The sequence below is a fragment of the Pseudomonas corrugata genome (assembly GCF_050920615.1).
In the GTDB taxonomy this organism is placed as follows: domain Bacteria; phylum Pseudomonadota; class Gammaproteobacteria; order Pseudomonadales; family Pseudomonadaceae; genus Aquipseudomonas; species Aquipseudomonas corrugata.
Map to the genome: position 1 here is coordinate 210,701 of NZ_CP130434.1, position 25,082 is coordinate 235,782.

General features: G+C 58.3%; 25 protein-coding genes and 1 pseudogene. 4 read left to right on the forward strand and 22 right to left on the reverse strand.

The genetic code is table 11. The annotated features are described in order from the left end of the window. The 8 genes from QZH45_RS00890 to QZH45_RS00925 all read right to left on the reverse strand — a co-directional run bounded on the left by QZH45_RS00890 (nucleotide 1) and on the right by QZH45_RS00925 (nucleotide 8,293). Nucleotides 1-1,158: an L-talarate/galactarate dehydratase gene (locus QZH45_RS00890; protein ID WP_024777804.1), complete on the reverse strand. Its 1,158-nt coding sequence runs from the start codon at nucleotides 1,156-1,158 to the stop codon at nucleotides 1-3. A 144-nt stretch (nucleotides 1,159-1,302) separates the two neighbouring features. Beyond that, the gene (locus QZH45_RS00895; RefSeq protein ID WP_055135077.1) at nucleotides 1,303-2,823 is read right to left on the reverse strand and encodes a tripartite tricarboxylate transporter permease; all 1,521 of its coding nucleotides are present in this window, start codon (nucleotides 2,821-2,823) and stop codon (nucleotides 1,303-1,305) included. 9 nt (nucleotides 2,824-2,832) lie between these two features. Further along, entirely contained in the window at nucleotides 2,833-3,306 is a 474-nt protein-coding gene (locus tag QZH45_RS00900; RefSeq protein ID WP_024777802.1) for a tripartite tricarboxylate transporter TctB family protein, read from the reverse strand. 69 nt (nucleotides 3,307-3,375) lie between these two features. Beyond that, nucleotides 3,376-4,347, reverse strand: coding sequence for a tripartite tricarboxylate transporter substrate binding protein (locus QZH45_RS00905; RefSeq protein ID WP_024777801.1), 972 nt, complete (start codon nucleotides 4,345-4,347; stop codon nucleotides 3,376-3,378). A gap of 564 nt (nucleotides 4,348-4,911) precedes the next feature. After that, the gene (gene nudK, locus QZH45_RS00910) at nucleotides 4,912-5,508 is read right to left on the reverse strand and encodes a GDP-mannose pyrophosphatase NudK (protein WP_055135076.1); all 597 of its coding nucleotides are present in this window, start codon (nucleotides 5,506-5,508) and stop codon (nucleotides 4,912-4,914) included. 63 nt (nucleotides 5,509-5,571) lie between these two features. Then, entirely contained in the window at nucleotides 5,572-6,405 is an 834-nt protein-coding gene (nadE, locus tag QZH45_RS00915) for an ammonia-dependent NAD(+) synthetase (RefSeq protein WP_053191998.1), read from the reverse strand. Nucleotide 6,406: 1 nt separating this feature from the next. Continuing rightward, a complete protein-coding gene (gene pncB, locus QZH45_RS00920; RefSeq protein WP_024777798.1) occupies nucleotides 6,407-7,636 on the reverse strand; it encodes a nicotinate phosphoribosyltransferase in 1,230 nt (409 codons plus the stop codon). Between the two features lie 9 nt (nucleotides 7,637-7,645). Then, complete coding sequence (locus tag QZH45_RS00925; protein WP_055135075.1) at nucleotides 7,646-8,293, reverse strand: nicotinamidase; 648 nt, start codon at nucleotides 8,291-8,293, stop codon at nucleotides 7,646-7,648. A 183-nt stretch (nucleotides 8,294-8,476) separates the two neighbouring features. Between QZH45_RS00925 and QZH45_RS00930 the strand changes: the two genes are divergently transcribed. From QZH45_RS00930 to QZH45_RS00945, 4 genes and pseudogenes are all read left to right on the forward strand, one after another. Continuing rightward, nucleotides 8,477-9,022 carry an adenylyltransferase/cytidyltransferase family protein gene (locus QZH45_RS00930; RefSeq protein ID WP_053191992.1) on the forward strand — a complete coding sequence of 182 codons (546 nt, stop codon included), beginning with the start codon at nucleotides 8,477-8,479 and terminating at the stop codon, nucleotides 9,020-9,022. Nucleotide 9,023: 1 nt separating this feature from the next. After that, the gene (locus QZH45_RS00935; RefSeq protein WP_024777795.1) at nucleotides 9,024-9,731 is read left to right on the forward strand and encodes an NUDIX hydrolase; all 708 of its coding nucleotides are present in this window, start codon (nucleotides 9,024-9,026) and stop codon (nucleotides 9,729-9,731) included. Nucleotides 9,732-9,915: 184 nt separating this feature from the next. Then, nucleotides 9,916-10,935, forward strand: a pseudogene (locus QZH45_RS00940) (cache domain-containing protein); the annotation flags it as partial. Then, on the forward strand, nucleotides 10,909-11,793 hold the full coding sequence (locus tag QZH45_RS00945) for a methyl-accepting chemotaxis protein (RefSeq protein WP_392396981.1): 885 nt from the start codon (nucleotides 10,909-10,911) through the stop codon (nucleotides 11,791-11,793). The pseudogene QZH45_RS00940 and the gene QZH45_RS00945, both read left to right, overlap by 27 nt. A gap of 32 nt (nucleotides 11,794-11,825) precedes the next feature. Here QZH45_RS00945 and glmS read toward each other — a convergent pair whose 3' ends face one another. The 14 genes from glmS to QZH45_RS01015 all read right to left on the reverse strand — a co-directional run bounded on the left by glmS (nucleotide 11,826) and on the right by QZH45_RS01015 (nucleotide 25,070). Further along, nucleotides 11,826-13,658: a glutamine--fructose-6-phosphate transaminase (isomerizing) gene (glmS, locus tag QZH45_RS00950; RefSeq protein ID WP_069018367.1), complete on the reverse strand. Its 1,833-nt coding sequence runs from the start codon at nucleotides 13,656-13,658 to the stop codon at nucleotides 11,826-11,828. Nucleotide 13,659: 1 nt separating this feature from the next. Further along, nucleotides 13,660-14,436, reverse strand: a complete 777-nt coding sequence (locus QZH45_RS00955; protein WP_024777792.1) for a DeoR/GlpR family DNA-binding transcription regulator — start codon at nucleotides 14,434-14,436, stop codon at nucleotides 13,660-13,662. 208 nt (nucleotides 14,437-14,644) lie between these two features. After that, entirely contained in the window at nucleotides 14,645-16,012 is a 1,368-nt protein-coding gene (glmU, locus tag QZH45_RS00960; RefSeq protein ID WP_024777791.1) for a bifunctional UDP-N-acetylglucosamine diphosphorylase/glucosamine-1-phosphate N-acetyltransferase GlmU, read from the reverse strand. 114 nt (nucleotides 16,013-16,126) lie between these two features. Then, the gene (locus tag QZH45_RS00965) at nucleotides 16,127-16,552 is read right to left on the reverse strand and encodes a F0F1 ATP synthase subunit epsilon (RefSeq protein ID WP_024777790.1); all 426 of its coding nucleotides are present in this window, start codon (nucleotides 16,550-16,552) and stop codon (nucleotides 16,127-16,129) included. A gap of 45 nt (nucleotides 16,553-16,597) precedes the next feature. After that, nucleotides 16,598-17,974: a F0F1 ATP synthase subunit beta gene (gene atpD / locus QZH45_RS00970; RefSeq protein WP_024777789.1), complete on the reverse strand. Its 1,377-nt coding sequence runs from the start codon at nucleotides 17,972-17,974 to the stop codon at nucleotides 16,598-16,600. 27 nt (nucleotides 17,975-18,001) lie between these two features. After that, nucleotides 18,002-18,862 carry a F0F1 ATP synthase subunit gamma gene (atpG, locus tag QZH45_RS00975; RefSeq protein WP_003187188.1) on the reverse strand — a complete coding sequence of 287 codons (861 nt, stop codon included), beginning with the start codon at nucleotides 18,860-18,862 and terminating at the stop codon, nucleotides 18,002-18,004. Between the two features lie 50 nt (nucleotides 18,863-18,912). Then, nucleotides 18,913-20,457: a F0F1 ATP synthase subunit alpha gene (gene atpA, locus QZH45_RS00980; protein WP_024777788.1), complete on the reverse strand. Its 1,545-nt coding sequence runs from the start codon at nucleotides 20,455-20,457 to the stop codon at nucleotides 18,913-18,915. Nucleotides 20,458-20,478: 21 nt separating this feature from the next. Next, a complete protein-coding gene (locus QZH45_RS00985; protein ID WP_003187192.1) occupies nucleotides 20,479-21,015 on the reverse strand; it encodes a F0F1 ATP synthase subunit delta in 537 nt (178 codons plus the stop codon). Between the two features lie 12 nt (nucleotides 21,016-21,027). Then, entirely contained in the window at nucleotides 21,028-21,498 is a 471-nt protein-coding gene (locus QZH45_RS00990; RefSeq protein ID WP_024777787.1) for a F0F1 ATP synthase subunit B, read from the reverse strand. 58 nt (nucleotides 21,499-21,556) lie between these two features. Continuing rightward, complete coding sequence (gene atpE / locus QZH45_RS00995; RefSeq protein WP_003097235.1) at nucleotides 21,557-21,814, reverse strand: F0F1 ATP synthase subunit C; 258 nt, start codon at nucleotides 21,812-21,814, stop codon at nucleotides 21,557-21,559. A 134-nt stretch (nucleotides 21,815-21,948) separates the two neighbouring features. Continuing rightward, complete coding sequence (atpB, locus tag QZH45_RS01000; RefSeq protein WP_024777786.1) at nucleotides 21,949-22,818, reverse strand: F0F1 ATP synthase subunit A; 870 nt, start codon at nucleotides 22,816-22,818, stop codon at nucleotides 21,949-21,951. Between the two features lie 16 nt (nucleotides 22,819-22,834). Beyond that, on the reverse strand, nucleotides 22,835-23,242 hold the full coding sequence (locus QZH45_RS01005) for a F0F1 ATP synthase subunit I (RefSeq protein WP_024777785.1): 408 nt from the start codon (nucleotides 23,240-23,242) through the stop codon (nucleotides 22,835-22,837). 148 nt (nucleotides 23,243-23,390) lie between these two features. Beyond that, nucleotides 23,391-24,263 (reverse strand): ParB/RepB/Spo0J family partition protein, encoded by an 873-nt coding sequence (locus tag QZH45_RS01010; RefSeq protein WP_024777784.1) that lies wholly within the window; start codon nucleotides 24,261-24,263, stop codon nucleotides 23,391-23,393. 9 nt (nucleotides 24,264-24,272) lie between these two features. Then, the gene (locus tag QZH45_RS01015; protein ID WP_024777783.1) at nucleotides 24,273-25,070 is read right to left on the reverse strand and encodes a ParA family protein; all 798 of its coding nucleotides are present in this window, start codon (nucleotides 25,068-25,070) and stop codon (nucleotides 24,273-24,275) included. Nucleotides 25,071-25,082: the final 12 nt, after the last annotated feature.

Sequence of the window (25,082 nt, forward strand, 5' to 3'; positions counted from 1 at the left end):
TTACGGACGCTGCCCAAACGTGGCCTGATTCGCCGTCCAGCCAGCCACACGCTCGCTCAAGGACAATCCAAGGCCAGGTCGGGTAGGCACCAGCATGCGTCCATCGCGGGTTTGCATGCGTTCGTTGAACAGTGGCTCCAGCCATTCGAAATGCTCAACCCATGGCTCGCGGCTGTACGTGGCGGCCAGATGAATGTGCAGTTCCATGGCAAAGTGCGGCGCGATCATCAGTCCCGCTTGCTCGGCCAACGCCTGGACCCTGAGGTAAGGAGTAATGCCACCAACACGGGGCGCATCGGGCATCAGGTAATCGGCTGCGCGCAGCTTGATGAATTCCCAATGCTCGGCAACGCTGGTGAGCATTTCACCGGTCGCGATCGGCGTATCGAACTGCAGGGCCAATGCGGCATGACCTTCAGCGTCGTAGCAATCCAACGGCTCCTCGATCCAGACCAGGTTGAACTGCTCGAGACGTCGACACATTCGCTGCGCGGTGGGTCGGTCCCATTGTTGGTTCGCGTCGACCATCAATGGGAAGTCATCCCCCAGATGTTTGCGGATGGTGCTGACACGGCGCAGATCCAGCGCCTGGTCAGGCTGGCCGACCTTGAGCTTGATTCCACCGATACCCTTTTCCCGGGAGAGGTCGGTATTGATCATCAATTGGTCAAGCGGGGTGTGAAGGAAACCTCCCGAGGTGTTGTAGCACTGAACAGAATCGCGCTGGGCGCCCAGCAAGCGGGCCAACGAAAGATTTGCCCGCTTGGCTTTCAGGTCCCACAAAGCGACATCAAACGCACCAATCGCCTGGGTGGCCAGACCACTGCGCCCCACCGAAGCACCGGCCCAGCAGAGCTTGTCCCACAGCTTGGAAATGTCGCTGGGGTTCTCGCCGATGAGGCTGGGGGCGACTTCCTGGGCATGGGCAAATTGTCCGGGACCACCGGCGCGCTTGGAATAGCTGAATCCCAGGCCGCGATGGCCGTCCCTGGTTTCGATTTCCACAAACAGAATGGCGATTTCCGTCATCGGCTTTTGCCGGCCGGTGAGCACCTTGGCATCGCTGATGGGGTTGGCCAGCGGCAGGAAAACCGAGGCCACGCGCACCCAGGCAATACGGTCGTCGTCGGCGGAAGGCATTTGAGGCGCATCTTGCATGGCATGCTCCGAACGTTTGGGGTCAGCCGCTGCCGCACGGGTTCGTGTGACAGCGGTGTATAAGCAGGAATGAAAACGGGCTAGTGGCCTGTGTGGCTAATTCGTGCACTCGAAGTTGAGTACTCGAATTAACCGTACAGGCCACTAGCTGCGCATCAATTCGATAGCAGCGCTTTTCTTGTGGCGAATGACCGTCACCAAGTGCCAGGAGATAGACGCGGCAGCCAGGACGAGAAAGCCCGCTGAGATGGGGTTGGACAGGAAGCCGCCGAAATTGCCATCGGACAGCATCAGGCCACGACGCAAGTTGGTCTCCGCCATGGGGCCCAGGATGAAACCGATGATGAACGGCGCAATCGGCAACCCGCTCTTGACGAACCCGTAGCCCAGCAAGCCAAACAGCAGCACCGCCCAGACGTCGAAGATCCGGCTGTTCAGGCCAAATGCGCCGACCACGCAGAGCACCAGGATGATCGGCAACAGAATGTGCTTGGGCACCGCCAGCAATTTGATGAACATGCGCAGTCCGTAGAACTCGAGCACCAGCATCATGACTGAAGCGAGGATCAGCGCGGCGAAGATCGTGTAGACCAGCGGCGCCTGGCTGATAAACAGCAGAGGACCAGGCTGGATCCCGTGGATCATGAAACCGCCGAGCATCACAGCCGTGGTGGTATCGCCGGGAATGCCCAGGGTCAGAAGCGGAATCATCGCGCCACCAATGCCGGCGTTGTTTGCCGTCTCGCTGGCGACCACGCCGTCGATCTTGCCTTTGCCGAATTCCTCCGGGGTTTTGGAACGTTTCTTCGCCACAATGTAAGAAACGATATTCGAGGTACCGGCACCAATGCCGGGCAGGATACCAATCCCCAGGCCGATTACGGATGAACGGGCGGCATTAGGCAGTTGACCGACGAACTCCTTCATCGAAAAACCAAAACCTTTCACGCCTTTCATGCTGACGTGCTGTGGTTTGGCCCGATGGCTCAGGCGTGCGCTTTCAGCAAACTTCAGCACTTCGGCCACCGCAAACATACCGATCATGACCGTGAGCATGGCAAAGCCGCCATTGAGGCTCGGCACATCAAACGTAAAGCGGCGGATAGCCTCGACCGGAGCAATCCCCACGGTGGAAAAGGCAAAGCCCAGGGCACCGGCGAACAAGCCTTTGACCAACGAGCCGGTGGACAGCGTGGCGATCAACGTCAGCGAGAAAATCGCGATGGAAAAGTATTCGTGCGGGCCGAAACTCAAGGCCAGATCCGCCAGGATCGGAGCGATGAACATCAGCGCGACGATACTGAAAATGGTGCCCAGGAACGAGAACACCACGCCGATCCCCAACGCCTTGACGCCCATGCCCTTCTTCATCAACGGCCAACCATCGAACGTCGTGGCGATCGATGCCGGCGTTCCCGGTATGTTGAGCAATATCGCCGATATCAGCCCTCCCGAGGTGGCACCGACAAACAGCGCAACCAGCAGCGCCAGGCCCGGACCTGGCCCCATCGAGTAAGTCAGTGGCAGGCACAGCGCGATAGCCATGGTGGCCGAAAGCCCGGGCACCGCACCAAATACAATCCCCACCGCAACGCCGAGGGTCATGAGGAAAAACACGTAGGGAGTCAGTACGGCACCGAAGCCTTGCTGCATGAGTTCAATCATGACCGTCTCCTAGAAATCCAATAGACCGACAGGCAGGAGCAAGTCGAAGCCATGACGAAAAATGTAAAAGATCAACACCGAAGAAACGACCGCTATGAACGCGTATAGGAGGTGCTTGACCTTCTGTTCCGCAGGGGTCAACACGATGAATTGGGCGTATAGATAAAGGACGGTCATGACGATGAATCCCACGGGCTCAAGCAGCGCGGTGTAAAGCAACACCAACGCGAGGGACTTGAAGACCGTCGGGTAATCAATCTGCTCGGTTTTTTCAGCGGGTTCGGCAGATTGGTCCGGCAGCTTTCGCCAAGCCCATAATTGCAACGCGCCCAACAGGCACAACGCAATGGCGAGCAGCCAGGGCACAAACGCGGCATCGACGAAACTGCGGCGCGGCAGATTCAGGGTCAATACCAGATACGCTACGCCGGCACCGAGCATTGCCAATCCGGCAATCAGCTCGTTTCGTTTATAGGAATCCATACAGGCTCCTCTTGCTGGGAAGGACTGGGCTATCGGGTGCCAGTACGCACCCGAGCCCGTCGTGCGTTGTTATTTGGCCTTACGCATCTCGTCCTTGAACTGCATGAAGCTGTCGCGGGTTTTGTTCAGGGTGGCAATGGCTTCCTCGGTGCCCTGGAAGCTGACCGGTTGCTTGAACGACTTCTTCAACTCCTCGACGTATTCCGGCTCTTCGGTGATTTTCTTCATCGTATCGGCCATCTTCTTGACGATGGCCGGATCTGTACCCTTCGGGAAGGCCACGACGTAAGGCTTGTCCAGAATCAGGTCCACGCCTTGTTCCTTGAAGGTCTTGACGTCACCCAGCAGCACGTTGCGCTCGGCGTTGGGTTGACCCAGGGCACTCATTTTGCCGCTGGCGATGTAATCCTGGACCGAGCCATAGCTGATGGCGCCGAGGTCGATACGCTTGCCCAGCAAGGCGACGATTTTTTCGGACACTGTGCCGCTGTCGACCATTTTCAATTTCACGCCGGCCAGCTTCTCGAACATCAGCCCTTGAATATGGGAGAAGCTACCCATCTCGGTACCGTAGGTGATGGTGCCGGGCTTGGCCTTGGCTTTTTCAATCAGTTGATCAAGGGTGTCGATGCCCGAGCTTTTCGCCGAGACAAACACCGCACCTTTGTCGACGCCAGCGATGCAGGAGACATCAAATGCATCAAAACGGTCCTCCGAGAGGCCTGCCACCTCATTCACGATCAACTGGCCGGTATGAGTGAACAGAATGGTATTGCCATCCGGCGCCGCGCTCTTGACCGCATCGGCGGCAATTGTCCCGCCCCCGCCGGCCATGTTGGTCACCACCATGGATTTGCCAGTGAGCTTGGTGAAGTACTTGGCCATCATTCGGGCATTGAAATCGGTATCACCACCGGCGTTGGCAATGACCACCACCTGCACGGGTCGGCTTGGCCAGTCGCTGGCGTCGGCGGCCATTGCCGTGCCGGCGGTCAGGCTCAGAAAAGAGGCGATCAAAGAGGCGCAGAATGTTTTTCTCATTATTGTTCTCCAGGTACTGCCATTCATTGTGGGATGGAAACTAAGGAGGAAACGGACACGTCCGGAGCTACCGCCGGGCTGGACAGGCGATGCTGCTTGAACGTCGAGAGGGGAAAATTCGATTGCGCTGGCAAGCCTGCATAAGGCTTTCCAGACAGTGACGAAGGCCGTTGGCGCGCTGTGTAAAGGAGCAAGGCCGAGGTATTACCGACTTGCAGGGCTGCAAATGTAGAAGACATGTCTGCGCCTTTCGTTTTTATTATTTTCTGATGTCATACGTTGTCGTATGACTGAATCTCATCACCTATGCCTCAGGTTGTCAACGCAGTTGTTCAGCGGCTCGGTGTGAATACGACGAACAGGCTGTCAACAAGAGCGGGTTGGGCCTGCGTTCCGGCGCACAGAGGGTGGGGTATCGAGCAGACAAAAAATCTTCTGGGTTCAAGCTTGTAACGCTTCATCGAATGCGAAGCTGTGGAAGACCCCGATCAGCTCATGTTCCGACGCCGCCACGCTCGAGACTTGACCGGGGAAGAGCGTCCTGGCTGGACGCATGAGGTGAACCTAATCCAGCAAGCGATGCAACTTCGCGTACTGCAACAGCATGATGGTCTTGCCGTCGCAGATGGCGCCGCTCTCGATCATGCCCAGGGCCTGGTCGAGCGGCAGCTCCAGCACCTCGATTTCCTCGCCCTCCTCCTCCAGCCCGCCGCCTGCGTGTCGTTTGTCTTCGTCGAAATACTCGCCGACGAAAAAATGTAGCCGCTCGGTCACCGAACCAGGGCTCATGAAGGCTTCGAAGACCTTGCGCACGTCCTGGATGACGTAACCGGTTTCTTCCTGGGTTTCCTTGCGGATGCAAGTGTACGGATCGTCGTTGTCCAACAGGCCGGCACAGGTTTCGATCAAAAAGTCATCGTGTCCGTTGACGAAGGCCGGAAAGCGGAATTGCCGGGTCAGCACCACGGTCTGCTTGGCCTTGCTGTACAGCAGGATTGTGGCGCCGTTGCCGCGGTCATAGGTCTCGCGGGTCAACTCCTGCCATTGGCCGTTGCGACCGAGGTAGTCATAGGTGGTCTTGCGCAGTACGTACCAGTTGTCCGAGAGCACTTCGACGTTCTTGATGCGCACGCGATCGTTGATACCGGTTGCCTGGGTCATTCATCCACTCCATTCGGGACCAGGGTTGCATTTGAAAGCCTGCTTACGCTGGCTTGATGTCGTTCATGACACCGCCGGAACACGCGGCAATGCTCGTTTGTGAGCCGTCTTGCCGTAGGCGCGTTCGATGATGTGTCGCGCCTGAGGCGACACCTCTTCACCCATCAGATACGCATCGATCTCCATGTAACTGCAACCATACGCCACCTCATCCAACCGACCGGGTGCCAGGTCTTCGAGATCGGCGGTCGGCGCCTTGTGCACCAGCGACGCAGGAGCGCCCATGGCATCGGCCAACCACCGCACCTGAGTCTTCGTCAGCCCGGACAACGGCGCCAAGTCGCATGCCCCGTCGCCGAATTTAGTGAAGAACCCCATCACCGCCTCCGCGCCATGGTCGGTACCGACCACCAGCCCATTGCTCATATTGGCAATGGCGTATTGTGCCAACATCCGTGCCCGGGCCTTGGCGTTGCCTTTGACAAAGTCGGTGTGCTCGGCCGAAGGCTGCAAGCCGTCGATCGCGATACTGGCCATCAGGCCATCCACACACGCGGCAATGTTGCTCGTGGTGATCAAGTCCGGCCGGATGAAGTCCAGGGATGCTTGGGCGTCTGGCTCATCGGCCTGGGTCTTGTAAGGCAGTCGCACGGCGATAAAACGCGCCTCGTAATCCTCGTCTCGCAATTGTTCCACCGCCAACTGGCATAGACGCCCGGCTGTGAGCGAGTCGACGCCGCCGCTGATACCGAGTACCAGGGACGTGCAACCCGACTCACGTAAAACCTGCTTGATAAACCCAACGCGACGGGCAATCTCGACGTGCTCACCGCCCTGTTTGAGTTGGCGATCGATGCCCAGTTCCCGGGCAATACGCTCTTGCTGAAGTGAAGTCATATCAGGCTCCCATCTGTGGATTGATCAGGGCGACGTTGAACACTTGGGCGGCATAGCGAAGGAACGAAACATCTTCACAGACGTTCTTGATCGGATCATCGGAGAACTTCACCACCGGCTCGCCGTGGACGCGCACCAGTTTCATGACAATGCTCAGAGGTTCGACCCCCTCGACATCGCAGGCCAGGCTGGTACCCATGCCAAAACCGAACTTGGCCTTGCCGCGAACATGACGCAGGATCGGCAAGCATTTTTCGAAATTGAGACCATCGGAAAACATCAGGTCCTTGGTGCGTGGATCGACACCCAATTCCCGGTAACGCCCCAGCACCTTGTCAGCCCAGACAATAGGGTCGCCTGAATCCTGGCGCAGCCCGTCATAGAGCTTGGCGAAGTACAGGTCGAAATCCTTGAGGAAGAAGTCGGTGCTGATGCAGTCCGTCAGTGCAATACCGAGCCGGCCACGATACTCGCGCACCCAGTTCTCCAAGGCCGCATTCTGACTCTCGCGCAGGCGCCCGAGTTGCTGATGGACCATCAGCCATTGGTGAGCCATCGTGCCGATCAGTGGGAGATCGAACTCATACGCCAGGTGAGCGTTACTGGTGCCGACAAACACGCCGGGAAAATCACTGCGCATGATATTCACCACTTCACGTTGCGCCCTGAAGGACAGCCGGCGACGGGTGGAAAAGTCGGAAACACGGAACTCGGCAAGCTCTTCACGACTGGCGTTTTTCTCCAGCCACTCGAACTTCTGGTACAGCTTGCGGGTAACGTCGGCCAGTTCGACTTCGGGGTACTTCTCGCGGTTGCGCAGCTCGCTGACCATCGCCAGTACCGGCTGCTCGAACATGATGCAGTGCAACATCGGACCACGAACGCGGATGTGCAGTTGGCCGTCAACCTCCGATACGTGGATGTAGCGCAGATTGAAGCGAAACAGACCCAGGAACTGTTCGAAGTCCGGTGTCAGGTACTCGCGGAAACGCTTGTTGAACAGAAACCTTTGCTCCCCCTCGCGCAACTGCAATCCGGCAAGCTTTTCCAGCTCCACACGAATGTCCGGGATCAGGTGGCCGAGCCGCTCTTTGGAACGCACGATAAACTGATACTCCACCTCCACGTTCGGATGCTGGTGCAAAACCGCCTGCATCATGGTGAAGGTGTAGTAGTCGGTATCCAGAAGACTCTGGATGACACCGTTGCTTGGATCGAATGCGCTGTCCATGTTTGCTCCTTACTCGCCTGCCAGGCGAACGGTTTCTTCGCGGGTCCTGGCAATCCGGACCCCCGCTTGCCGCAGGTCCTGAATGGCTTGCGTGGCGCCCTCCTCACTGATGGCCCGGCAGGCCGGCAGGTGAACGATCACGTTGAAGCCGGCGGCCGCCAGTTGCAGGGCCGTGGTCTTGACGCAGAAATCCAGCGCCAGCCCGCCGACAAGAACCTGCTCCACACCCAGGCCTTTCAGATACTCGATCACCCCGGTGGACAGCTTGCCGTGCAGGTCGTGGTAACAGGCGCCGTACGGGTGAAAATCCGGCTCGACGCCCTTCCAGACGAAGTAGTCGTAATCGTAGGGAGTCGGCAATTCGTCCAGCAGGGTGAAACCTTCAGTACCGGGAACACAGTGGCTGACCCAAGTGATATCGGCGTGCTCGAGCCCGGTCGGGGTGAGCATCTGTGAATGCTCGGCGACCACCCATGGCGCCTGAGGCGAATGGGCATCCTTGCTGCCGACACGCAGGCTGGCCAGGGAAGCGATGAAATTCAGCTCGTCGCCAATTTGCTCTCCACCAGGCACTGGCAGCTCATCAGGACAAAGCGGTGTAAAGCTCTTTTGCGCATCGACATCGAAGGAAGCCGTCTTACGGTTCAGGCTGTTCATACTGGTTTCTCCTGTTCACGGCAACGAGAGTACATGACGTGTACTTTACTGACAAGCCACCGTGAAAAGAATTTTTCTTGCCTATCGATTCATACATATCTGAAATAGACATGGCTCAGATAAATTTCACCGAACACGCTTTTGATGATACGGTACATGTCGTGTACCTAAAGAGAATAAGCCATGTTCGAACTGGCCCTTTATGGCGGCGCCTTCAATCCCCCTCATGCCGGTCACGCCCAGGTGATGATCCAGGCGTCATTCCAGGCCAGGCGCGTGCTGGTCGCCCCAAGCTTCAGGCATCCCTACGGCAAGCGAATGGTTGGCTATGAAATTCGCCTGAAATGGCTGGAGTCGATCGTCGAGCACATTCAGCCGCTGTGCTGCGCGCAAGTGCATGCAAGCCGGGTCGAGCAGGTCGTCGCGCGTGGCGTCGAAGGCGCCATCTACAGCTACACCCTGCTTGCTCACCTGGCCGACAGCCTGGCCTTGGATGGCAAGCGGATAGCGTTAGTGATAGGCCAGGACGTCGCGGATCTGCTACCGACCTTCTACCGCGGCCAGGAATTACTGGAGCGCTTTTCCATCCTTTGTGTGGAAGAGAAGATCCATGTGCGCAGCACACTGGTTCGCGAACGACTGGCTTTAGGCGAACTGCTCCCCAACCACTGGATGGCACCCGGCATGGACCCGGTAAACTATGACCTTTACGCTACCCACGGAAACTGACATGCCGAACCGCACAGCCGCTGCGCGCGATTATCTGCACACCATCGACCTGTGTGTGCTGCGCTTCAACCGGGAAGCCCAGGCCCTTGAAATCCTCCTGAACCGCCGGGAAGCCGAGCCGTTCGCCGGCCATTGGGCGCTGCCAGGGATCGTGGTGAATGGAGGGGTCGAAGATCTCACGCTGAACGACGCCGTGGAGCGCCTGCGCAATTCGAACAAAGTGGGCATGCCGCTGGCCTGGATCGAACAGGTCGGCACCGTCGGCGACGCGTTCCGCGATCCACGCTGCTGGTCATCATCGACGTTCTATCTGGCCATTGTCAGCGATACGCCCCCGCTCGCCGAACACCAGGGATTCTTTGCGCTAAAGGACATCGCTGACGCCACGATAAAACTCCCTTTCGACCACAACAGCCTGGTGGCTGCCGTGCAGGAACGGCTGTTTTCCAAAGCGCTCTACAGCAGCCTGCCGCTGATGTTCCTTGGTTCAGAATTCAGCGCGCCGGAAGCCGTGGGCATTTTTTCCCTGGTACTCGACCGTCCGGTGCTCAAGACCAGCATGCGCCAGCGTCTGCTGAAGATGACCGAAGCAGGCTACCTGCAGGAAACCGGCCGCAAGAAAAGCGGCGACGGCGGCCGCCCGCAACGCACCGTGGAAAACCTCAAACCGGGCAGCGTCTACCTTTTTGACCGGTGTTTTCTGGAGTGATGCTCAGCCCGGAATCCGGGCGCTCGGCAAGCGCGCATCCGCGTCACTTGATGCCATAAAAATTCCTACGATTGCCCATCATCTTTTCTAGTTCGACAAAACCTGTCCACTCGTCAAATCTTCGCCCAACCCTGGCGGGGACTCACAAAAACAAGACCTGACGAGCGTGCTCATGGGCATCAGTATGAAATTCGGCCACAAGATCCTTCTCGGTGCCTGCGTCATCTCGGTGGCGGTATTCCTGTCGTTCTCACTGCTCAATGACCGTCGACAACAAGCAAGTACCCGCGACGCGCTGCACAGCAGCTTGCAAACCACGGGCAAGTTGCTCGGCGCCAACCTCGACAATTGGCTGGCCGGACGGCTCCTGCTGCTCGGGGGCGCTGCCGAAACCATCGCCGCCGACCCCACACCGGCTACCGTCAGCAGAATGCTCTCTCAAGACATCATCACCAAGACCTTTATCGCCAGCTATGTCGGGCTCCAGGACAGTCGTTTCTTTATTTATCCCGAGCGGGTGATGCCCGATGGCTACGATGTTCGCCAGCGCCAGTGGTACAAGGACGCGGCCGCCTCCCTCAATCCTGTGCTGACCGAACCCTACATTGGAGCAGGCATCGATTATCTGATCATGACCGAGGCCGTGCCGATCAAGATCAACGGCAAGGCAGCCGGAGTATTCGGGGCGAGCCTGAGCCTGGAAAAGCTTGCCAGCATCGTCAACTCTGTCGATCTCAACGGCATCGGCTATGCCTTTCTGGTCAGTGACGACGGCAAGATCCTGGTGCATCCGGACAGCGCCTTGGTCACCAAGACTCTGGCCCAAGCGTTCCCTGAAGGCGCTCCGGGTATCAACGACAATCTGAATGAAGTACAGGAAAACGGCAGCACCCGCATTGTCACATTTACGCCGATCCACGGTCTGCCCTCGTTGCACTGGTCCATCGGCCTGTCTGTGGACAAGGACAAAGCCTATGCCGCGCTCCATGAGTTCCGCACCTCGGCCCTGATCGCAACGCTGATTGCGGTGCTGATTACCATTGCCTTGCTCGGTCTACTGATCAATGTTCTGATGCGGCCTCTACGCAGTATGGGCTTGGCCATGCAATCCATTGCCGATGGCGAGGGCGATCTGACCCAACGCCTGCAGAGCCTGTCCCAGGACGAATTCGGCGTAATGGCCGGCGGATTCAACCGCTTCGTCGAACGCATCCAGCACTCGATACGCGAAGTGCTGACGTCCAGTAGCCAACTTACTCAATTGGCCGCGCAGGTCAGCCAGGCATCGCACTCGTCGCTGAAAAGCTCCGACACCCAAGCGGCGTTGACCCACAACATCGCCACAGCCATCAACGAGCTGGGCGCCGCCGCCCAGGAGATCGCCCGTAGCGCCGCACATGCTTCAAGTCGCGCCTCGGATACCAAGAACCAGACCCAAGAAGGCCAGCAGGTGGTGGAGCGCAGCATCAGCGCCATGACGCAGCTCTCATCACAAGTGATCAATACCCGCCAGGACATCGAAAGCCTGAATGAAAAAACCTTGAAAATCGGCCGCATCCTCGACGTGATCAAGGGCATTTCCGACCAGACCAACCTGCTGGCCCTCAACGCCGCCATCGAGGCCGCCCGTGCCGGGGACGCCGGACGTGGCTTTGCGGTGGTCTCGGACGAAGTGCGCACCCTCGCCCACCGAACTCAACAATCGGCGCAGGAAATTCACAATATGATCGAGGAGTTGCAAGCCGGTGCCGGCAATGCCGTCAACGCCATGCTGGAAAGCCAGCGCCACAGCGACACCAACGTCAGCACCGCCAGGCTTGCCGGTGAACGGCTGAATCAGGTGCTGCAGGGCATTGGCGAGATCGACGAAATCAACCTATCCATGGCCACCGCCACCGAAGAACAAACCTCGGTGGTGGACAATCTGGATCGGGACATCAGCCACATCAATGACCTGAACCAGAAGACTGTCGGCAATCTGCAATCCACTTTGCAGGCGTGCAATGAGCTGGAAAAACAGTCGATCCGCCTGCAGCAGATGGTCAACACCTTCAAGATCTGAAGGTGATCCAGGACCCGTTCGGCAGACGCCCCTCACTCCACCGTCACAGACTTCGCCAGGTTCCGCGGCTGATCGACATCCGTACCCTTGAGCACAGCCACGTAGTACGACAGTAACTGCAGCGGAATGGTGTAGAGGATCGGCGCCAGGCTGTCGTGGATGTGCGGCATGTGCACCACGTGAGTCCCTTCGCCATTGGTCATGCCGGCCTTTTCGTCAGCGAAGACGATCAGTTGGCCGCCGCGGGCGCGCACTTCCTGGAGGTTGGACTTGAGCTTTTCCAATAACTCGTTGTTCGGCGCCACGGTGACCACCGGCATGTCGTTGTCCACCAGGGCCAGCGGGCCGTGCTTGAGTTCACCGGCCGGGTAGGCTTCGGCGTGGATGTAGGAAATCTCCTTGAGCTTCAGGGCTCCTTCCATCGCTACCGGGAATTGCGCACCACGGCCCAGGAACAGGGTGTGGTTCTTCTCGGCGAACAGTTCGGCGATTTTTTCCACGGTGCTGTCCATCGCCAGGGCTTCACCCAGACGGGCCGGCAGGCGACGCAGTTCTTCCACCAGTTTCGCTTCCACACCCTCGGCCAAGGTCCCGCGCACCTGACCCAACGCCAGGGTCAACAACAACAGACCGACCAACTGGGTGGTGAAGGCCTTGGTCGACGCCACGCCGATTTCGCGGCCGGCCTGGGTCAGCAGGGTCAGGTCGGACTCGCGCACCAGCGAACTGATGCCGACGTTGCAGATCGCCAGGCTGGCAAGGAACCCCAAGGCCTTGGCATTGCGCAGGGCCGCCAGGGTATCGGCGGTTTCACCGGACTGGGAGATGGTAACGAACAGCGTGTCCGGTTGCACCACCACCTTGCGGTAACGGAACTCACTGGCGACTTCCACCTGGCACGGGATACCGGCCAGTTCCTCCAACCAGTAACGGGCGACCATGCCGGCGTGATAGCTGGTGCCGCAGGCGACGATCTGCACGTTGCGAACTTTGGCGAACAATTCGGCTGCCTGTGGGCCGAAGGCCTGGACCAATACCTGGTTCTGGCTCATGCGCCCTTCCAGGGTCCTTTGCACTACAGTGGGTTGCTCGTGGATTTCCTTGAGCATGAAGTGGCGGAACTCGCCCTTGTCGGCGGCTTCGGCACCGTCGCGGTACTGCACGGTCTCGCGCTCTACCGCTTGGCCATCGAGATCCCAGATCTGCACGCTGTCACGACGGATTTCAGCAATATCGCCTTCTTCCAGATACATGAAACGGTCGGTGACCTGACGTAGCGCCAACTGGTCCGACGCCAGGAAGTTTTCCCCCAGGCCCAGGCCTATCACCAGCGGGCTGCCACTGCGGGCCGCCACCAGACGATCCGGCTGTCTGGCACTGATCACTGCCAGGCCATAGGCGCCGTGGAGTTCCTTGACGGTTGCCTTGAGGGCGACGGTCAGGTCCATCAGTTCCTTGAGCTTATGATCGAGCAGATGGGCGATGACTTCAGTATCGGTTTCCGAAGTGAAGACGTAACCCAGGGCCTTGAGCTTTTCGCGCAGGGCTTCGTGGTTCTCGATGATGCCGTTGTGCACCACTGCCAGGTCGCCGGAGAAATGCGGGTGGGCATTACGCTCGCAGGGCGCACCGTGGGTGGCCCAACGGGTGTGGGCAATGCCCAGGCGGCCGATCAGCGGCTCGGCTTCCAGCGCCTGCTCCAGCTCACTGACCTTGCCCGGCCGACGCATGCGCTCGAGTTGACCGTCGTTGGTGAGCACCGCCACACCCGCGCTGTCATAGCCACGGTATTCCAGGCGCTTGAGGCCTTCGAGCAGGATGGCTGTGATGTTGCGTTCAGCAACGGCGCCGACAATTCCACACATGTTATTTCTCCTGGCTGACAGATGCGCAGATCACCTGGATGCCACGCGCCTGAATCTGATCGCGGGCCTCCACGGGCAAGCGATCATCGGTAATGAGGGTATGGACGCTGCTCCACGGCAGCTCCAGGTTGGGGATCTTGCGGCCGATCTTGTCGGCCTCCACCATCACGATGACTTCACGGGCCACCTCAGCCATGACACGGCTCAGCCCCAGCAACTCGTTGAAGGTGGTGGTACCACGAACCAGGTCGATGCCGTCGGCACCGATGAACAGCTGGTCGAAATCGTAGGAACGCAGGACTTGTTCGGCCACCTGGCCCTGGAAGGATTCGGAATGAGGATCCCAGGTACCGCCGGTCATCAGCAGCACCGGTTCATGTTCCAGTTCGTTCAGGGCGCTGGCGACGTGCAGCGAGTTGGTCATGACCACCAACCCCGGCTGCAGGCCGAGTTCAGGGATCATGGCGGCGGTGGTACTGCCGCTGTCGATGATGATTCGTGCGTGTTCGCGAATCCGCTTCACGGCGGCCCTGGCAATGGCTTGCTTGTACTTGGAGACGGTCTGCGCATTATCAGCCACCAACTCTTGCGGCATCGGGACCGCACCGCCGTAACGACGTAACAGCAGGCCATTGGTCTCCAGGGCGGCAAGGTCCTTGCGAATCGTAACCTCCGAGGTTTCGAAGCGCTTGGCCAGTTCGTCCACACTGACTTCACCCTGCTCTTGGAGCAAGGCGAGAATGTTATGGCGGCGTTGGGGTGTATTGCGCTTGGACATGGCGGTTTAAGTTTCGATTCGAAAGATAACGTAAGTAATCAAAACCTATTGCGTTGCGATCGTCAAGGCAGAGGGAGAAAAATTCAGAAATGTGGAAGTCCCTGTGGAAGTCCCTGCTCGCGATAGCGGTATATCAGCCAAGTAGTCATCGACTGACACAACGCTATCGCGAGCAGGGCTCGCTCCCACAGGGTGAACTGTGGATAACTTAAGGTTTCTTGATTTTTTCCGGACGCTTCCACCCGTCGATATTCTTCTGGCGCGCACGACCCACAGCCAGCTGGCGGTTATCCACATTTTGGGTAATGGTCGAACCGGCCGCCGTGGTCGCACCGCTGGAGATATCCACAGGCGCTACCAGGGAGTTGTTGGAGCCGATGAACACGTCCTCACCCAGCACCGTCTTCCATTTGTTCGCGCCGTCGTAGTTACAGGTGATGGTACCGGCGCCAATGTTGGTGCGAGCGCCAATTTCAGCGTCCCCCAGATAGGTCAGGTGACCGGCCTTGGCGCCTTCCCCCAGATGGGCGTTCTTCAGCTCGACAAAGTTACCCACATGGGCGCGGGCCTCCAGCACGGATCCTGGACGCAAACGGGCAAACGGACCGGCATCGCTGCCCTCCCCCATCACCGCACCGTCAAGGTGACTGTTGGCCTTGATCACCACGCCTTTGCGCAAGGTGCTGTCCTTGATCACACAGTTCGGACCGATAACCACGTCGTCTTCGATGACCACCTTGCCCTCGAGGATGACATTGATATCGATGACCACGTCGCGGCCCACCTGGACGTCACCTCGAACATCAAAACGGGCCGGATCACGCAGGGTCACGCCCTGGGCCATCAGACGGCGAGCAGCGCGCAGTTGATAGTGGCGTTCCAGCTCGGCCAGTTGCCGTCGATCATTGGCGCCCTGCACTTCCATGGCATCCAGTGGCTGCTCGGTGGCAACCACCAGACCGTCAGCCACCGCCATGGCAATCACATCGGTCAGGTAGTATTCGCCTTGGGCATTGTTGTTCGACAGGCGACTCATCCAATCCCCCAGGCGCCCGGCCGGCAGCGCCAGGATTCCGGTGTTGCCCTCGGTAATGGCGCGTTGGGCTTCGTTGGCGTCCTTCTGCTCGACGATAGCGGTGACCTGACCGTCGGCGTTACGCACGATGCGACCGTAGCCGGTGGGATCATCCAGCTCGACGGTCAACAGGCCCAGTTGTTGCGGACCAACATGCTTGAGCAGGCGCTGCAAGGTGTCGACTTCAATCAGCGGCACATCACCGTACAGAACCAGCACCGTGTCAGCGGTAATGAACGGTACAGCCTGGGCCACCGCGTGACCGGTGCCGAGTTGTTTATCCTGGAGGACAAAATTCAGGTCATCGGCCGCCAGACGTTCCCGCACGGCATCGGCGCCATGACCGATCACCACGTGAATGCGCTGTGGATCAAGTTGACGGGCGCTGTGGATAACATGACCGAGCATGGAGTTTCCAGCGATCGGATGCAGTACCTTGGGCAGCGCTGAACGCATGCGGGTGCCTTGGCCGGCCGCGAGGATAACGATTTCGAGAGACATGACTGGTACCAATCCTGGGTGGTCAATGACTGCGACCAGATAATGAGAGTCGCGAAAAGAAAAAAGGGTAGCCGAGGCTACCCTTTTTAATCAATCGCACAGAAAGCAGACGGCTTAGCCGCCGAACTTCTTGCGGATCTGCTGGACGGTGCGCAGCTGGGCTGCGGCCTCGGCCAGACGTGCAGCAGCAGAACCGTAGTCGAAGTCTGCGCCTTTTTCGTGCAGGGCCTTCTCGGCAGCCTTGACGGCTTCCTGAGCGGAGGCTTCGTCCAGGTCGGCAGCACGTTGCACGGTGTCGGCAAGGACCTTGACCATGTTCGGCTGAACCTCGAGGAAACCACCAGAGATGTAGAACACCTCTTTTTCCCCGCCCTGCTTGGTCAGACTAATCGGACCTGGCTTCAAGCTGGTGATCAGCGGTGCGTGCCCCAGGGCGATACCAAGATCCCCCAGCTCACCATGCGCAACCACAAACTCGACCAGACCGGAGAAAATTTCCCCTTCCGCACTGACGATATCGCAATGGACTGTCATAGCCATCTGATTGCCTCAACCTAAATTAGCGCCCGTTTCCGGGCGCCGGGATTACAGTTTCTTGGCTTTCTCGATCGCTTCTTCGATGCCGCCGACCATGTAGAACGCTTGTTCTGGCAGGTGGTCGTAGTCACCGTTGAGGATGCCTTTGAAGCCAGCAATGGTGTCTTTCAGGGAAACGTATTTACCCGAGGCACCGGTGAAGACTTCAGCCACGAAGAACGGCTGCGACAAGAAACGCTGGATCTTACGAGCACGGTTTACCAACTGCTTGTCGGCTTCCGACAGCTCGTCCATACCCAGGATCGCGATGATGTCCTTCAGTTCTTTGTAACGCTGCAGCACGTACTGAACGCCGCGAGCGGTTTCGTAGTGGTCGTTGCCGATCACGTTCGGGTCCAGCTGGCGAGAAGTCGAGTCCAGTGGGTCTACCGCTGGGTAGATACCCAGGGAAGCGATGTCACGGGACAGAACGACGGTGGCGTCCAAGTGGGCGAAGGTGGTCGCTGGCGACGGGTCGGTCAAGTCGTCCGCTGGTACGTATACCGCCTGGATCGAGGTGATCGAGCCTTGCTTGGTCGAAGTGATGCGCTCTTGCAGCACGCCCATCTCTTCAGCCAGGGTCGGCTGGTAACCTACTGCCGAAGGCATACGGCCCAGCAGTGCGGATACTTCGGTACCGGCCAGGGTGTAACGGTAGATGTTGTCGACGAACAGCAGAACGTCGTTACCTTCGTCACGGAACTTCTCGGCCATGGTCAGGCCGGTCAGGGCTACGCGCAGACGGTTTCCCGGCGGCTCGTTCATCTGGCCGTAGACCAGTGCCACTTTGTCCAGAACGTTGGAATCCTTCATCTCGTGGTAGAAGTCGTTACCCTCACGAGTACGCTCACCCACACCGGCGAACACGGAATAACCGCTGTGCTCGATGGCGATGTTACGGATCAGTTCCATCATGTTTACGGTCTTGCCTACACCGGCACCACCGAACAGACCGACTTTACCGCCCTTGGCGAACGGGCAAACCAGGTCGATAACCTTGATGCCGGTTTCCAGCAGCTCGTTGCCACCCGCTTGTTCAGCGAAGGTTGGCGCAGGACGGTGAATGCCCCAGCGCTCTTCGGTGTCAATCGGACCGGCTTCGTCGATCGGGTTGCCCAGTACGTCCATGATCCGGCCCAGGGTCGCTTTACCGACCGGTACGGAAATGGCTGCGCCAGTGTTGTTGACGTCCAGACCGCGCTTCAAGCCTTCGGTGGAGCCCATCGCAATGGTACGAACCACGCCGTCGCCCAGCTGCTGCTGAACTTCGAGAGTGGTTTCGGCGCCTTGAACCTTCAAGGCGTCGTAGATGCTCGGTACGTTGTCGCGTGGGAATTCCACGTCGATAACGGCGCCGATGATTTGAACGATACGTCCGCTACTCATAGCTGGATCCTCTGAATATTTGAACCGTTAAACCGCGGCAGCGCCGCCGACGATTTCCGAGATCTCTTGGGTGATCGCAGCCTGACGCGCCTTGTTGTAGATCAGCTGCAAATCGCTGATCAAATCACCGGCGTTGTCGGTAGCGTTCTTCATCGCGATCATCCGCGCGGCTTGTTCAGCTGCGTTGTTCTCGACCACCGCCTGGTACACCTGCGACTCCACGTAGCGGACCATCAAGCCGTCAAGCAGCTCCTTGGCATCCGGTTCGTAGAGGTAGTCCCAGTGGTGCTTGAGTTCCTGTTCCGGGGTCGCAACCAGTGGAATCAACTGCTCCACGGTCGGCTGTTGCGTCATGGTGTTGATGAACTTGTTGGATACCACGGACAGGCGGTCGATACGGCCTTCCAGATAAGCATCCAGCATCACCTTGACGCTGCCGATCAGGTCATTGATCGACGGCTCTTCACCCAGGTGGCTGATAGCGGCGACGACGTTACCGCCGAAGTTGCGGAAGAAAGCCGCACCCTTGCTACCTACCACGCACAGATCGATCTCGACGCCTTGTTCGCGGTTTACCGCCATGTCCTTGACCAGGGCCTTGAACAGGTTGGTGTTCAAGCCACCGCACAGACCACGGTCACTGCTCACCACAACGTAACCGACGCGCTTGATGGCGCGGTCGATCATGAACGGGTGGCGATATTCCGGGTTGGCGTTGGCCAGATGACCAATCACCTGGCGGATGCGCTCCGCATAAGGACGGCTAGCAGCCATGCGCATTTGTGCCTTGCGCATTTTGCTGACCGCCACTTTTTCCATGGCGCTGGTAATCTTTTGCGTGCTTTTGATGCTCGCAATCTTACTGCGAATCTCTTTTGCGCCTGCCATGTAACACCTATCAGGTTAGCAAGCGGGAGCCTTGCGGCTCCCGCTGCGGCTTACCAGGTTTGGGTGGCCTTGAACTTCTCGATACCGGCTTTGAGGCCAGCGTCGATTTCGTCATTGAAGTCACCCTTCACGTTGATCTTGGCCATCAAATCGGCGTGATCGCGGTTGAAGAAAGCAATCAGCGCTTGTTCGAAGCTGCCGATCTTGGCGATTTCAATGTCAGTCAGGAACCCACGCTCAGCGGCATACAGCGACAGCGCCATGTCAGCGATCGACATCGGTGCGTATTGCTTCTGCTTCATCAGCTCGGTAACGCGCTGACCATGCTCAAGTTGCTTACGGGTCGCTTCGTCCAGGTCAGATGCGAACTGGGCGAATGCCGCCAATTCACGGTACTGAGCCAGAGCGGTACGGATACCACCGGACAGCTTCTTGATGATCTTGGTCTGAGCGGCACCACCTACACGGGATACCGAAACACCGGCGTTCACAGCAGGACGGATGCCCGAGTTGAACATGGCCGATTCCAGGAAGATCTGACCGTCGGTGATGGAAATCACGTTGGTCGGAACGAACGCGGAAACGTCGCCAGCCTGGGTTTCGATGATCGGCAGAGCGGTCAGGGAACCGGTCTTGCCAGTCACGGCGCCATTGGTGAACTTCTCTACGTACTCTTCCGAAACGCGGGATGCGCGCTCCAGCAGACGGGAGTGGAGATAGAACACGTCGCCCGGGTAGGCTTCACGTCCTGGCGGACGGCGCAGCAGCAGGGAAATCTGGCGGTAAGCCACTGCTTGCTTGGACAGATCGTCATAAACGATCAGCGCGTCTTCACCGCGGTCGCGGAAGTATTCGCCCATGGTGCAACCGGAGTACGGTGCCAGGAACTGCAGTGCAGCCGATTCGGAAGCACTGGCAGCAACGATGATGGTGTTAGCCAGTGCACCGTTCTCTTCCAGCTTGCGAACCACGTTGGCGATGGTCGATTGCTTCTGACCGATTGCCACGTATACGCAGAAGATGCCGCTGTTTTTCTGGTTGATGATCGCGTCGATCGCCAGAGCGGTCTTACCGATCTGACGGTCGCCGATGATCAGCTCACGCTGGCCACGGCCGACAGGGATCATGGCATCGACAGCCTTGTAGCCAGTCTGTACAGGCTGGTCTACCGACTTACGCCAGATCACGCCTGGAGCAACTTTCTCGACCGCGTCGGTCTCGGTGTTGTTCAGCGGACCTTTGCCGTCAACAGGGTTACCCAGTGCGTCGACTACGCGACCCAGCAGTTCCTTACCAACCGGAACTTCGAGGATGCGGCCGGTGCACTTGGCGCTCATGCCTTCAGCCAGAGTCGTGTAGGCGCCCAGTACAACGGCACCTACGGAGTCTTGCTCCAGGTTGAGGGCCATACCGTAGACGCCGCCCGGAAACTCGATCATCTCGCCGTACATGACGTCGGCCAGACCGTGAATCCGCACGATACCGTCAGATACGCTGACGACAGTGCCTTCGTTACGGGCTTGGGAGGTCACATCGAGCTTTTCGATGCGGCCCTTGATAATTTCACTTATTTCGGAAGGATTGAGTTGCTGCATTGCTCTGCTGCCCCTTCAAACTCAAGATTTCAATGCTTCGGCAAGTTTCGCGATTTTGCCGCGAATCGAGCCATCGATAACCAGGTCGCCGGCGCGGATTACAACGCCCCCTATAAGGGACTTGTCTTCCTCGACTTGCAGGCGCACTTCCCGGTTGAGTCGTGCACTGAGAACCTTGGCGAGTTTGTCTTGCTGTTCTTGGTTCAATGCAAAAGCACTGGTGACTTCCACGTCTACCGATTTCTCCTGCTCGGCCTTGTACAGGTCAAACAGGGCGGCGATCTCCGGCAGAAGCGGGAGACGGTCGTTTTCAGCAACGACATGGATGAAATTCTGTGCCTTGGCATCGAACTTGTCGCCGCACACGTCAATAAACGTTGCGGCCTTTTCTGCGCTCGTCAGTCGCGGGGCCTTGAGCACGCGCTGCATGGTGTCGTCTTGCGACACCGCTGCTGCCAGGCCGAGCATGGCTGACCAATTGGCCAGTTGCTGGTGGGCCTGAGCGTGCTCGAAGGCCGCCTTAGCGTAAGGTCGGGCCAACGTGGTCAGTTCTGCCATGATCGCCCTCGCTTAGATTTCAGCAGCCAGTTGGTTAACCAGCTCTGCGTGCGCGTTTTGATCGATTGTGGCACCCAGGATCTTCGAAGCACCGCCAACGGCCAGGCTACCCACTTGGGCACGCAGCGCGTCTTTGACACTGTTCAGTTCCTGTTCGATCTCGGCTTGAGCCTGAGCCTTCACACGGTCAGCTTCGACACGGGCCTGTTCACGGGCTTCGTCGACAATCTGGGTACCGCGTTTCTTGGCTTGCTCGATGATTTCAGCTGCCTGAGCTTTCGCTTCGCGCAGTTGCTGACCCACTTTTTCTTGGGCCAACTCCAGGTCGCGAGCTGCTCGGCTGGCAGCGTCCAGACCATCAGCGATCTTCTTTTGACGTTCGTGCAGTGCCGAAATGACCGGAGGCCATACGAACTTCATGCAGAACAGTACAAAAATCAGGAACGCAACGGACTGGCCAATCAGGGTCGCATTAATGTTCACGCCAACACCTCGCAGTTACGTTGTCCATCACACCAAACTACTCGAAACATCCGAGTAATTAGCCAGCGATCTGACCAACGAACGGGTTCGCAAAGGTGAAGAACAGAGCGATACCAACACCGATCATGGTTACGGCGTCGAGCAGACCGGCAACGATGAACATTTTGACTTGCAGCATTGGAACCATTTCTGGCTGACGCGCTGCGCCTTCCAGGAACTTGCCGCCCAACAGGCCGAAACCAATTGCGGTACCCAGTGCGCCCAGGCCGATCAACAGTGCAACAGCGATAGCGGTTAGACCAACTACAGTTTCCATCTTTCCTCCCGACTTTTACGTCGTATGGTTTAGGTTTTTTTAATTTAAAGCGGTAAAACAAATCGTTTCATCATGGCCTGTTCGGGCCCCTTCCCGTTTGACCGGGAAGGACATCAGACTAGTCGAGACTGGCCTTAATGGTTTTCTTCGTGCGCCATCGACAGGTAGACGATGGTCAGCATCATGAAGATGAACGCCTGCAGGGTGATGATCAGGATGTGGAATACAGCCCACGCCCACTGCAGTACGACGCCCAGGCCACTGAGCCAGAGCAGGCCGCTGCCGAACATCACAGCGATCAGGATGAATACCAGCTCGCCGGCATACATGTTACCGAACAGACGCAGAGCCAGAGAGATAGGCTTGGCGATCAGGGTCACGAATTCCAGCAGGAAGTTCACCGGGATCAACAGGGCTTGAACGAGGATGTTCTTGCTGCCGAACGGGTGCAGGGTCAGTTCGCCGATGAAACCGCCGATGCCCTTGACCTTGATGCTATAGAAAATGATCAGTGCGAAAACCGAGAACGCCATGCCCAGGGTCGCGTTCGGGTCGGTGGTCGACACGGCGCGGAACGGGATGTGGTGGTCACCGGAGATCAGGATGGCCAATTGAGGAATCCAGTCGACCGGTACCAGGTCGACGGCGTTCATCAGGAACACCCAGACGAAAATGGTCAGTGCCAGCGGCGCGATCACCGGGCTACGACCATGGAAGCTGTCCTTCACGCTGCCGTCGACGAACTCGACCAGAACTTCAACGAAGTTCTGCAAGGCACCTGGCTGGCCCGAAGTCGCCTTCTTGGCTGCCATGCGGAAAAGGAAAACGAAGATCAGACCCAGCGCGACCGACCAGCCGAGGGTATCGACGTGGAAAGCCCAGAAACCCATTTCCTTGGCTTCTGCTGCGGAGTGGGCAAAGCCCCAGCCGCCGTTGGGTAGCTGACCGAAGGTCAGGTTCTGCAAGTGGTGCTGGATATAGCCCGAAGCGGTTGTCTCTGCCATGGTTGCCTCAAACGCCCTAAGGTCTCGAAAGTCTTGTTCTCATTAGCAGGGGAGCGAACCAGTTGACCATTTGGGCCAACAGGAAGACACCGAATACAGCCAGTGGTGCCAACGGCTTCACACCTGCGAACGTCAGTGCAAACAGCACTGCCGTCAAAATCAGTTTCCCCGCCTCGCCGGCATAAAAAGACCGGACGATAGCTTGGGCTGCTCGGGCGCCGGAAAACCGAAATGCCCTGTGAGCGAAGTAAATATTGGGGAGCGAGGCTATCAGACCTCCGCAAAGGCCCGAGTATCCGGCGACGACTCCTTTCCATTGCCAGAGCGCCAATGAGGCGATCAGTACAACGACCAACTGGGTCATCAACACCGGGAAAACAGCCAGACGATGGAATGGCAGGCGGTTTGGCGTGCGGGTTTCCATCGCTTTTGCTCTCCAATGGTCGGCTGCCTGAAATCAATAACTTGGCATAATTTGTGCCGACAAAATGCGCGCAGAGTATAGGGGCGGTTCTGCCCCTATTCAACTGCCGGGTAGTGATTTCCGACTGCACGCTACAAGAGCAATTGTTTCAGCGAATGTGCGCAAGGACGCCCTGTAGCTCATCAAGGGAGTTGTAGCCAATCACCAACTGCCCCTTGCCCTTCTTGCCATGGCGAATCTGCACCGTAGAGCCCAGCCGCTCGGCCAGGCGCTGTTCCAGGCGGGCGATATCCGGGTCCGGTTTCGGTGCTTCGACAGGGGTTGGTTTACCGCTCAGCCATTGACGAACCAGTGCCTCGGTTTGGCGCACGGTCAGGCCTCGTGCGACAACATGTCGCGCCCCTTCAACCTGTTGATTTTCCGGCAAACCGAGCAAGGCCCGGGCATGACCCATCTCCAGGTCGCCGTGGGACAGCATGGTCTTGATGACTTCTGGCAACGCGATCAGGCGCAACAGGTTGGCCACGGTCACCCGGGACTTGCCCACCGCTTCGGCGACCTGTTGTTGAGTCAGCTGGAATTCCTGTTGCAAACGCTGCAGGGCGACCGCTTCCTCGATCGGGTTGAGGTCTTCACGCTGGATGTTCTCGATCAGCGCCATGGCGATGGCGGTTTCATCCGATACGTCGCGCACCATCGCCGGAATGGTTTCCTGGCCGGCCTGCTGACTGGCGCGCCAGCGGCGTTCACCGGCAATGATCTCGAAGCGCCCATTGCCGATCGAACGAACCACAATCGGTTGCATCACGCCCTGGGCCTTGATCGACTGGGCCAGTTCTTCCAGCGCCTGCGGATCCATGTCCCGGCGTGGCTGGTATTTGCCGCGCTGGATCAGGTCCAGAGGCAAGTGTTGCAGCTCACGCTGGTCGGCCTGTACGGCCTGTTCTTCCAGTGCGCTGACCGTGGGACCGCTGAGCAGCGCATCCAGTCCACGTCCGAGACCACGTTTCTTGACGGCCATGGGGTTTCCTTAAGTTGGCTGGGCAGCAGCGGTGCGTGGGTTGCGGCGCTGACGGCGAACCATCTCGCCCGCCAGGGCCAGGTAAGCCAGTGCACCACGGGATTGTTTGTCGTAGGCCAGGGCAGGCATGCCGTAACTCGGTGCTTCGGCCAACCGGATGTTACGCGGAATGACCGTGTCATAGAGCTGCTCGCCAAAGTGCTCCTTGAGCTGGACCGATACGTCGTTCATCAGGCTCAGGCGCGGGTCGTACATGGTCCGCAACAGGCCTTCGACTTTCAGGTCCGGATTCAGCAGTTCGGAGATGCGTTTGATGTTATCCACAAGGTCGCTCAACCCTTCCAGGGCAAAGTACTCGCACTGCATGGGGATAATGACCCCATCGGCGGCCACCAGGGCGTTGAGGGTCAGCATCGACAGCGACGGCGGACAGTCGATCAGGATGTAATCGTAGTTCTCCCGGATCGGCGCCAGTGCGCTGCGCAGACGGCTTTCCTTCATCTGCATTTCCAGCAGCACCACTTCGGCTGCCGTCAGGTCACGGTTGGCCGGCAGCAGTTGATAACCGCCGTGTTCGGAGAAATGCATGGCCTGGCCCAGATCGCATTCACCGATCAGGACGTCGTAGATGGAGTTTTCCAGGCCATGTTTATCCACACCGCTACCCATGGTGGCGTTGCCCTGTGGATCAAGGTCGATCAACAGCACCCGGCGCTTGGTCGCGACCAGGGATGCTGCGAGGTTGATGCAGGTGGTGGTCTTGCCCACACCACCCTTCTGGTTCGCTATCGCGAATACCTTAGCCATTCTTGCTTGTGT